Here is a 10,193-nt window from a genome sequence, read left to right as displayed (position 1 = left end):
ATCGCCCACCAAGCACAACAGACTTCGCGGCCAAAACCCCTCTGCGAGCCTGTTCTCGCTAACTGCGCAACAGGCCCCTTGTGGGAGAAGGTGAATCGGCGCGATAGCGCCGAGACGGATGAGGGGTGTTCCAGCGGAGTGAGGCGTCGGTGTTCCCTGGAGCACCCCTCATCCGGCCGCTTCGCGGCCACCTTCTCCCACAAGGGAGAAGGGAAAGTCGCGCCTAAGCCGCCTGCGGCTCCGGCCCGAAGGCCGGCCTGCTCGTGTTGATCAAGAGCGAGATACAAGCCGCCGCGATGCCGGTCATCCCCGCAATCAGGAAGGCCAGCTCGTAATTGCCCTGCAGCTCGCGCATCGTGCCGCCGAAGGCGGCGGCCGCCGCGGCGCCCACCTGGTGGCCGGCGACGATCCAGCCGAACACGATCGGTCCGCTGCGGTCGCCGAACGCCTCGTTGGCAAGCCTCAGCGTCGGCGGCACGGTGGCGATCCAGTCGAGCCCGTAGAGCACGGCGAAGATGACCAGGCTGGTCGCCGAGAAGCCGGAATAGGGCAGGTAGATCAGCGACAGCCCACGCACCGCGTAATAGATGCCGAGCAGCTTGCGCGGATCGAAGCGGTCGGTGAGCCAGCCGGACAACGTCGTACCGATCAGGTCGAAAATGCCCATCATCGACAACAGCCCGGCTGCCTGCACCTCGCCGATGCCCATATCGCCGCAGAAGGCGATGAGATGCGTGCCGACGAGGCCGTTGGTGGTGAAGCCGCAGACGAAGAAGGTGGCGAACAGATACCAGAACACCCGCGTGCCCGCCGCGCGGCGCAGCGTGTTCAGCGTGTGGGCCAGGAAATTGCCCTGCGATGCCGGCGACACCGGCGGCACGTCGTCGGCATCGGCGCCGTAACGAACCTGGCCGATCGAAGCGGGACGCTCCGGCACCAGCAGCAAGACGAAAGGTATCAGCGCGGCGGTGGCCAGCGCCACGGCGATCGCCACCGGCTTCCAGCCGCCGCTCTGCGCCAGCGAGGCGATGAGCGGCAGGAAGACCAGCATGCCGGTGGCGCTTGAGGCCGACATCAGCCCCATCATCAGGCCGCGATTGGTCTTGAACCAGCGGTTGACGATAGTGGCGCCGAGCACGCTCGCCACCGCGCCCGAACCGATGCCGGAAAACACGCCCCAGGTGATGAAAAGATGCCAGGGCTCGGTCATGAACAGGCTGAGCGCAGTCGATCCCGACATCACCGCCAGCGCGCCGAGCAGCGTGCGGCGCAACCCGATGCGTTCCATCAGCGCGGCGGCGAACGGTCCGGTCAAGCCGTAGAGCAGGATGCCGACGCTGGCGGCCCAGGACGTTACGTCGCGATGCCAGCCGAAGCTTTCCTCCAGCGGCACCATCATCACCGAGGGCGCCGAACGGAGCCCGGCCGCGATCAGCAGGCACAGGAAAATGACGGCGACGACGACAAATGCGTAGCTCTGGCCAAACGGACGGGGCTGGATTATCATGTTACTGACCGGTACGTTGCAATGGAATGAGGCCATACATACGTACCGGTCAGTAACATTGTCAAGCGAGTTGTTTGAATGCCATCCGACAATAAAATTGAAGCGTCGATCAGCGAGCCCCCTGCTCCGAGGGCGGCGGACAAGATCCTGGACGTGGCGCGCGACCTCTTTTACCGCGAGGGCATAAGGGCAATCGGCGTCGACGAGATCGTCAGGCGCGCCGGCGTCACAAAGCCGAGCCTGTACCGCAGCTTCCCATCCAAGGATGAGCTTGCCGCCTCCTATCTGCGCAAATACGACCTCGAATTCTGGGAACGCTTCGACGAAGCGGTCGTCGCGCATCCGGGCGATCCGCGCGCCCAGATCATCGCTTTCCTGACCCGCGTCGGCAAACGCACGCAAAAGCCGGACTATCGCGGCTGCGGCATGACCAACGCTGCGGTGGAATATCCCGAGCGCGGCCATCCGGCGCGGGTGGTGAGCGAGAACAACAAGGTCGAATTGCGCCGCCGCCTGCGCGCCATGGCCGCCGCAATGGGCGCCGCCGATCCCGACACGCTGGGCGACGGACTGCTGCTGCTCATCGAGGGCGCTTATATCAGCGGCCAGCTGTTTGGCGTTGGCGGACCGGCAGCGGCGGTCGCCCGCAACGCCGATCTCTTGATCGAAGCCAGCTTGAAGAAATAGCGATTGACGTTACGCTCGGGCAGCTCGAACGGAGTTGTCAGCGATGCGCGCTCTTCTGATCCCGCTTGCCCTCGCCGGTTTCTGCCAGGCGGCCCAGGCCGGCGACATCTCCAGCGCCTATACCGAGCTCGACTCGAAGAAGGACTGCGTGACCTATGCGCAGGCCGCGGAAGGCGACGGCGACTGGGCGAGCCTCGTCTGCTCCGGCTATCGCGGCTACCCGGTGATGATCAGCTACGACGACGCGCGCGAATCCGTCTATTACGGCTTTCCGTCCGACGACATGACTGCCGTCTGGGAGAGCTTCACCGCCTTCAACGGCTCCGGACCGAAAGTCGAATGGCGTATCGAGACCAATGGCGACGTCGTCATCCCCTTCGCCGCCATCCACCGCCGCTCCGTCAGCAACCCTGAGGACGAAACGAAATCGACCGATGTGCTGGTCGTCGCCAAGGTGGCGCAACCGGAAGAGCACCAAGGCTGCACGGTCGGCCTGGTATTAGCCACTGGCAATCCGCAGGCCAACGACCAGGCGCGCAAGCTCGCCGACGACAAGGCAAAGTCCTTCGTCTGCGGGCAAGGACAAGCGCGAGGTGATCGGCGACGTGCCGCCCTTCGGCCGCGTGGACAATTAACCGGGCCTCGCCAACAATTGGGCCAGGGCCGGATCGGGTTCCCATTCACCTCGCTGCCTAGTAAACCCTTGCGCGGTTGCAGCCAGTCTCGGGAGGTTCCGCTTGTCCAGCTCTGTCAGCGTTGCGAACGAGAACGGGGTGGCGGTGGTCACCATCGAAAACCCGCCGGTCAATGCGCTCAGCTTTCATGTCCGAAAGCCGCTTTACGAGGCGCTCACCGCTTTGCGCGACGATCCCGCCGCGAGCGCGATCGTCATCGCCTGCGCCGGCCGCACCTTTGTCGCGGGCGCCGACATCACCGAATTCGGCAAGCCAGTCGAGCAACCGGAACTGCGCGCCATCGTTGCCTTGCTGGAAACCATCGCCAAGCCGACGGTGGCCGCCATCCATGGCACGGCGCTCGGCGGCGGGCTGGAACTAGCGTTGGGCTGCCATTTTCGCGTCGCGGACGCCGGCGCCAAGCTCGGCCTGCCGGAGGTAAAGCTCGGCCTGTTGCCGGGTGGCGGCGGGACCGTACGTTTGCCACGCCTGATCGGCGCCGCGAAAGCGCTCGGCATGATCGCCTCGGGCAGCCCGATCTCGGCCCGCGAGGCGAAGGCCGTCGGTCTTGCCGATGCGGTTGTCGACACCGATCTCTTGGCAGAGGCGGTTCGTTTCGCCCGCGAAATGGCTGATCGAGGCGGACCGTTCGTGCCGGTGCGTGACCGCAACGACCGCCTCGCCGGGTCCGATCTCGCGGCCTTCGATAGCCTAGCCGCCGATCTGGCCCGAAAAGCCCGCGGACTGGACGCGCCGCTTGCCTGCGCCGAAGCCGTGCGCAACGCGATCACCGTGCCGTTCGACGCAGCGCTTGCGGCCGAGCGGCAGCTCTTCCAAAAACTCGTTTCCGGCGACCAGTCGCGCGCGCAGCGGCATCTTTTTTTCGCCGAGCGCGAGGCGGCGAAGGTGCCGAGCAAGGATTTGCGGAAGCGCAGGATAGAGCGCGTCGGCGTGATCGGCGCCGGCACGATGGGCGGCGGCATTGCCATGGCCTTCGCCAATGGCGGTCTGCCGGTGACTTTGCTCGAGACCAGCGAGGAAGCGCTGCGGCGCGGCCTGGCGACGATCGAGAACAACTATGCCGTCTCCGTCAGCCGCGGCTCGTTGACGGAAGAGGCCAAGCAGGAGCGGCTCGGCCTATTCAAGGGCAGCACCGACTACGCCGATCTCGTCGATTGCGACTTGATCGTCGAGGCCGTGTTCGAGGACATGGCGGTCAAGAAGGACGTGTTCGGCCGGCTCGACGCGGTCGCCAGGCCCGGGACCATCCTCGCCACCAACACCTCCTATCTCGACGTAAACGAAATCGCCGCCTCGATGTCACGACCGCAAGACGTGCTCGGCATGCATTTCTTTTCGCCGGCAAACGTCATGAAGCTCCTGGAGATCGTGCGCGCCGAGAAGACCGCGCCAGAAGTGCTGGCGACGATCACCGACCTTGCCCGGCGCATCGGCAAGGTGGCGGTCGTCGTCGGCGTCTGCCACGGTTTCGTCGGCAACCGGATGCTTTCGGCGCGCGGCGCCGAGAACGAGGCGCTGTTGCTGGAAGACGCGACGCCGAGCCAAGTCGACAAGGCGTTCACCGATTTCGGCTGGCCGATGGGGCCGTTCCAGATGGGCGACCTCGCCGGCCTCGATATCGGCTGGCGCAACCGCAAGGCGCGCGGCCAGACCGCGGTGATTGCCGATACGCTGTGCGAGCAGGGCCATTTCGGCCAGAAGACCGGGCGCGGCTGGTACCGCTATAAGGCTGGCTCGCGTGAGCCGGTTGCCGATCCGGATGTCGAGGCGCTGATCCGGGCGAAGGCGGCGGAGCTTGGAATTGCGCGGCGCGAGATCGGCGCCGAGGAGATTCTCGAACGCACGCTTTATCCCTTGGTCAACGAGGGTGCGAGGATTCTTGAGGAAGGCATCGCCGCGCGCGCGTCGGATATCGATGTCGTCTGGGTCAATGGCTACGGCTTCCCGATCGGCAAGGGCGGGCCGATGTTCTGGGCGGGGCTTGAAGGTGCGGCGAAGATCGTCGAGCGGCTGGAGCACTGGCACCGACAGACCGGCCGGGCGATCTTCGAGCCGGCGCCGGCGTTGAGGCGGTTTGCCGAGACGGAATCGTGGGCGGTTGCGGGCGGATAGCGGCGTTACGCCGCGATCCTTCGCGCCCCCCTCTGTCCTGCCGGACATCTCCCCCACAAGGGGGGAGATCAGCTGTCGCGGCCGTCTTCGCTAATTTTCAACGTTGCAGGAATGAGCGTGGCGCCCGAGCCGCTAATCTCCCCCTTGTGGGGTAGATGGCCGGCAGGCCAGAGGGGGGTGCTGTCCCGCCAGCGCTTCCAGCCTCGCACTGTCCCTATCCATCAAATTTGACCATGTGGACAAATCTCAGGCGCCGTTCCATAGTCCTGGGCGTCTGACATTCTTGGAACGGCCGGCTCGACACGGCTGTCGAACAGAGGGGCACTTCAATGGAAAACGAACGTAGCAAAACGCAACGCGCCGGCCTGTCGCGGCGCAACGTGCTGGAACTCGGCGCACTCGGCCTAGCGGCGGCTGCACTGCCCGGCGCGGCCTTCGCCAAGGACAAGAAGCTGAAGGTGGCGGCGATCTTCGCCACGCCGATCGAGGAGCCGTGGGACAACCAGATCCATGTCGCCCTGCAGAAGGCCGAGAAGGAGCTGGGCATCGAATACAAATGGTCGGAAAAGGTGCAGACCGCCGACTTCAGCCGCGTGATGCGCGAATATGCGCAGGGCGGCTACCAGCTCGTGCTGGGCGACGCCTTCGCCGCCGAGCGCGAGTCGCGCCGCACGGCTAAACAATTCCCGAAGACGGCGTGGCTGTTCGGCTCCGGCGCCGGCCCGGCCGAGCCCAATTTTGGCGTCTTCGACAACTGGATTCACGAGCCCGCCTATCTCTCCGGCATGATCGCCGGAAAGATGTCGAAATCGGGCACGGTGGGCGCCGTCGCGGCGATGGGCATCCCGGAAGTGAACCGGCTGGTCAACGCTTTCTTCGCCGGCGCCAAGGAGGTCAACCCGAACGTCAAGAAGAAGGTCGCCTTCATCGGCTCCTTCTTCGATCCGCCCAAGGCCAAGGAAGCAGCCGTGGCGCAGATCGATGCCGGCGTCGACGTCATCTATGCCGAGCGCTTCGGCGTCATCGAGGCCGCAGTCGAGAAGAAGATTTTTGCCATCTCCAACATGTCGGACCAGTCCAGCCTCGGGCCGGATACGGTCATCACCGGGCCGGTGTGGGATATGTACCCGACGGTCGAGCAGGCGATCAAGCTGGTCAAGGCCGGCGTCTTCACCGCGCAGGATTATGGTGATTTCTCGCGCATGGCCAAGGGCGGCTCGTATCTGGCACCCTACCACAAATTCGACAAAACGCTGCCCGCCGACGTGAAGGAGCTGGTCGAGAAGAAAAAGGCCGAGATCCTCGAAGGCAATTTCCGCGTCGACGTCGACGAGAACACGCCGGTTTCGGATTGACGCCTGGGCGGCGCGAGGCCCCCCTCTCTGTCCTGCCGGACATCTCCCCCTCAAGGGGGGAGATTGGCAGTTCCGTCGACGGTGTTCGATGCTTTCAACGTTGAAAGTTGGCAAGGCCGCCGTGACATCTGATCTCCCCCTTGAGAGGGGAGATGGCCGGCAGGCCAGAGGGGGGTGCAGCGCTACCCTCCGCGATTGGCCGGATCGCAAGTCAGGAGCACCCTTGTCCGCCCCACTCATCGAAATGCGCGGCATCACCAAGAGCTTCGGCGCCGTCAAGGCGAACGAGGCCGTCGACCTTAGCGTCGCGCCCGGCGAGATTCTCGGCCTGCTCGGTGAGAACGGCGCCGGCAAGACGACGCTGATGAACGTGCTGTTCGGCGCCTATGCGCCGGACGCCGGCGAGATCCTGGTCGAAGGCAGGCCGGTCGCCATCCACAATTCCGACGACGCCCTGGCCGCCGGCATCGGCATGGTGCACCAGCATTTTCACCTCGCGCCGCGCCTTACGGTGCTGGAAAACCTTTTGATCGGCATTGCCGGCAAGTCCGGTCGTATCGACCGTGCTCGCGGGCTTGCCCGCCTGGACGAAATCAGCCGGCAATATGGGCTGAGCCTCGATCCGAACCTGCCGGTGTCGGCGCTGTCCGTCGGCGAGCAGCAGCGGCTGGAAATCATCAAGGCGCTGTTTCGCGGCGCCAGGCTTTTGATTCTCGATGAGCCGACGGCGGTGCTGGCGCCGAGCGAAGTGGACGGCCTGTTCGCCGCCCTGCGCTCGATGGCGGCGCAAGGGCTCGGCATCATCTTCATCTCGCACAAGCTCAACGAAGTCAGGGCGCTCACCCATCGCTGCGTCGTGCTGCGCCACGGCAAGGTCGCCGGCCGCGTCGACCATCCGGCAAGCACCACGTCGGCGGAAATGGCCAAGCTGATGTGCGGCCACGAAATCGTCCCGCCGGTCAAGCAGTCTTCGACGCCCGGCGCTTCCGTGCTGACGCTCGACCGCATATCCACTTCCGCTCATGCCGGCACGCCGCTGCGCGACGTCTCGCTTTTCGTCCGCGCAGGCGAGATCCTGGGCATCGCCGGCGTTTCCGGCAACGGCCAGCGCGCGCTGGCCGATGTCATTTCCGGCATGCTGCCGCCCAAGGCCGGAGCGATGACGATAGCCGGCAAAGCGGTTGCGCAATTTTCGCCGCGCGAGCTGCAGACGCTCGGCCTCGGCCGCATCCCGGAAGACCGGATGACCACCGGCCTCGTCACAAACCTGCCTTTAGCCGATTCCATGGTGCTGCCGCGTATCGGCACCGAGGTCTTCAGCCGCAAGGGCCTGCTCAACCCGGCCGCCATCCGCGCCTTCGCCGAGCAACAGATCAAGGCCTATGACATACGCTGCCCCGGACCGATGGTGCGCGCCGGAGCGTTGTCCGGCGGCAATCTGCAGAAGGCGCTTCTTGCGCGCGAGCTCGCCTTCGACCCCAAGGTGCTGATCGTCTCGCAGCCGACGCGCGGCCTCGACATCGGCGCTGCCCGCTTCATCCACGAGAAATTCCTCGCCATGCGCGCCAAGGGCTGCGGCATCATCGTCATCGGCGAGGACCTCGAGGAATTGCTGATGCTCTCGGACCGCATAGCCGTGATGTATGAGGGCCGCATCGCGGGCACGCTTCCCAGCGCGGATGCCACCGTCGCAAGGCTCGGCCTGATGATGACCGGCGCGGAGGGGCACGCCTGATGTTCCGCCTCGAAGCCCGCACGTCGACGCCCGCCTGGTTCAACCTCGCGCTGCCGCTGGTCGCCATCGCCGCCACACTGATCCTGTGCAGCGGCCTGATCGCGATTGCAGGCGCCGGCGTCGTCGAGGCCTATGGCGTGATGCTGTCTGCATCCCTCGGCGACAGCTACGCCATCACCGAGACGCTGGTGCGGGCCGCCCCGATGATCTTCACCGGCCTTGCGGTGGCAATCGCCTTCCGCGCCAAATTCTGGAACATCGGCGCCGAGGGCCAGCTGCTCGCTGGCGCGGTGGCAAGCTGCTTTGTCGGCGCCATCCCGATGCCGGGCTATCTCGCTATGCTGCTGATGGCCCTTGTAGGCGCGGCTGCGGGCGCTCTCGTCGCGTTGGTGCCGGCGACATTGCGCGTCAAATTCAAGGTCGACGATGTGGTCAGCTCGCTGCTGCTCAACTCGGTCATCTATTACGCGCTGATGGCGCTGATCGAAGGGCCGTGGAAGGACACCTTCTCCGGCTACCCGATCTCGCCGCCGATCGAGGACTCGGCCAATTTCCCGGTGCTGATCGAAGGCACAAGGCTGCATCTCGGCGTCGTCGTGGCGCTGATCGCAGCACCCCTTTGCTGGTTCCTGATCGCGCGCACCACGCTCGGCTTTAGGATCCGCGTCACCGGCGAGAACCCGGAAGCCGCCCGCTATGGCGGCATCAACGTGCAGCGCGTGCTGCTTTCCACCGCGCTGCTCTCCGGCGCGCTGGCCGGTCTCGCCGGCGTCGGCGAGGTAGGCGGCGTCCACTTCCAGGTGATGAGCGACATCTCGCCGGGCTACGGCTATTCCGGCATCGTCGTCGCCATGCTCGCCAGGCTCAACCCGCTCGGCGTGGTACCGGCGGCGATCTTCCTGGCCGCCGTCATGACCGGCGCCGAGGCGATGTCGCGGGCGACCGGCGTGCCGGCTTTCTTAAGCGATGTCATCCAGGGCACGGCGCTGCTGGCCATGCTGGTGGCGCTGCTTTTCACCGCCTACCGCATCCGCCGCGTGGGAGCGCCAGCATGAGCGTGGTGTTCGAGCAGATCTTCCAGGTCGGCTTCCTCGCCGCCATCATCCGCATCGCCACGCCGCTTGCTTTCGCCACGCTTGGCGAAATGTTTTCCGAGCGCGCCGGCGTGCTCAATCTCGGCATAGAAGGCATCATGCTGCTGTCGGCGATGGCCGGATTCACCGCGGCGAGCCTTAGCGGCAATCTGTGGCTGGGCGTACTGGTGGCCGTGCTGGTCGGGGCGCTGATGGGCGCGCTGCATGCGCTGTTCACCGTGGCACTGGGCCTCAGCCAGCATGTCTGCGGCATCGGCGTGACGCTGTTCTCATCCGGCCTTGCCTATTTCCTCTACCGGCTGATCTTCGGCCAGCAATCGGTGCCGCCGAGCATCGACGGCTTCAAGCCGGTGCCGATCCCGCTCCTTTCGGACATCCCGATCCTCGGCCCGGCGGTGTTCAGCCAGTTCACGCTGGTTTATCTGGCGATCATCGCCATCCCGCTCGCCGCCTTCGTGCTCTACCGCACGCCATGGGGGCTGTCGGTGCGCATGGTCGGCGAGAATCCGCGCGCGGCGGACTCGGCCGGCGTCAGCGTGATTGCCACGCGCTTCCAGGCGGTGATCCTCGGCGGCGCGCTGATGGGCCTTGCCGGCGCCTTCCTCACCATGGCGCAGTTCAACGCCTTTACCTTTGGCGTCGTATCCGGGCGCGGCTGGGTGGCGATCGCGCTGGTCGTGTTCGGCCGCTGGGATCCCTGGCGCTCGGCGGGCGCGGCGCTGCTTTTTGCCTTCGTCGACGCGCTGCAGCTCAGGATGCAGGCGAGCGGCCTCGGCCACATCCCCTACGAAGCCTTCCTGATGCTGCCCTTCATCTTCACCATCGTCGCCATGGCCTTCATGTCGCGCAACGCGGTGGCGCCTTCGGCGCTGCTGAAGCCGTTCCGACGGGAGGAGCGTTAGGGGGGCGGCGCCCTTTCCTCTCCCTCCGGAGGGAGAGGTGGCGCTGCGAAGCAGCGGCGGAGTGGGGGAACCGCCTCGCAACCGCCGCGAGCGAAAGGGCACTCGG

At 65.7% G+C, this 10,193-nt stretch carries 6 protein-coding genes and 2 pseudogenes; 7 read left to right on the top strand and 1 reads right to left on the bottom strand.

The features are described from left to right. Positions 1–223: 223 nt before the first annotated feature. A complete protein-coding gene (locus LB538_RS27010) occupies positions 224–1,507 on the bottom strand; it encodes an MFS transporter (protein WP_224532001.1) in 1,284 nt (427 codons plus the stop codon). A gap of 78 nt (positions 1,508–1,585) precedes the next feature. Between LB538_RS27010 and LB538_RS27005 the strand changes: the two genes are divergently transcribed. The 7 genes and pseudogenes from LB538_RS27005 to LB538_RS26975 all read left to right on the top strand — a co-directional run bounded on the left by LB538_RS27005 (position 1,586) and on the right by LB538_RS26975 (position 10,087). Further along, a complete protein-coding gene (locus tag LB538_RS27005; RefSeq protein ID WP_224531999.1) occupies positions 1,586–2,194 on the top strand; it encodes a TetR/AcrR family transcriptional regulator in 609 nt (202 codons plus the stop codon). Positions 2,195–2,237: 43 nt separating this feature from the next. Beyond that, positions 2,238–2,829, top strand: a pseudogene (locus LB538_RS29300) (hypothetical protein). Between the two features lie 102 nt (positions 2,830–2,931). Beyond that, positions 2,932–5,001 carry a 3-hydroxyacyl-CoA dehydrogenase NAD-binding domain-containing protein gene (locus LB538_RS26995; RefSeq protein ID WP_224531996.1) on the top strand — a complete coding sequence of 690 codons (2,070 nt, stop codon included), beginning with the start codon at positions 2,932–2,934 and terminating at the stop codon, positions 4,999–5,001. Positions 5,002–5,330: 329 nt separating this feature from the next. Further along, positions 5,331–6,356, top strand: coding sequence for a BMP family protein (locus LB538_RS26990; protein WP_224531994.1), 1,026 nt, complete (start codon positions 5,331–5,333; stop codon positions 6,354–6,356). Positions 6,357–6,444: 88 nt separating this feature from the next. Beyond that, positions 6,445–7,851, top strand: a pseudogene (locus tag LB538_RS26985) (ABC transporter ATP-binding protein); the annotation flags it as partial. 239 nt (positions 7,852–8,090) lie between these two features. Next, positions 8,091–9,146, top strand: coding sequence for an ABC transporter permease (locus LB538_RS26980; protein ID WP_224531990.1), 1,056 nt, complete (start codon positions 8,091–8,093; stop codon positions 9,144–9,146). Further along, the gene (locus LB538_RS26975) at positions 9,143–10,087 is read left to right on the top strand and encodes an ABC transporter permease (RefSeq protein ID WP_095770060.1); all 945 of its coding nucleotides are present in this window, start codon (positions 9,143–9,145) and stop codon (positions 10,085–10,087) included. The genes LB538_RS26980 and LB538_RS26975 overlap by 4 nt, the downstream gene beginning before the upstream one ends. Positions 10,088–10,193: the final 106 nt, after the last annotated feature.

The sequence above is a fragment of the Mesorhizobium sp. Ca11 genome, from assembly GCF_020165275.1.
Lineage (GTDB): Bacteria > Pseudomonadota > Alphaproteobacteria > Rhizobiales > Rhizobiaceae > Mesorhizobium.
This window is presented reverse-complemented; position numbering and strand designations above follow the sequence as displayed.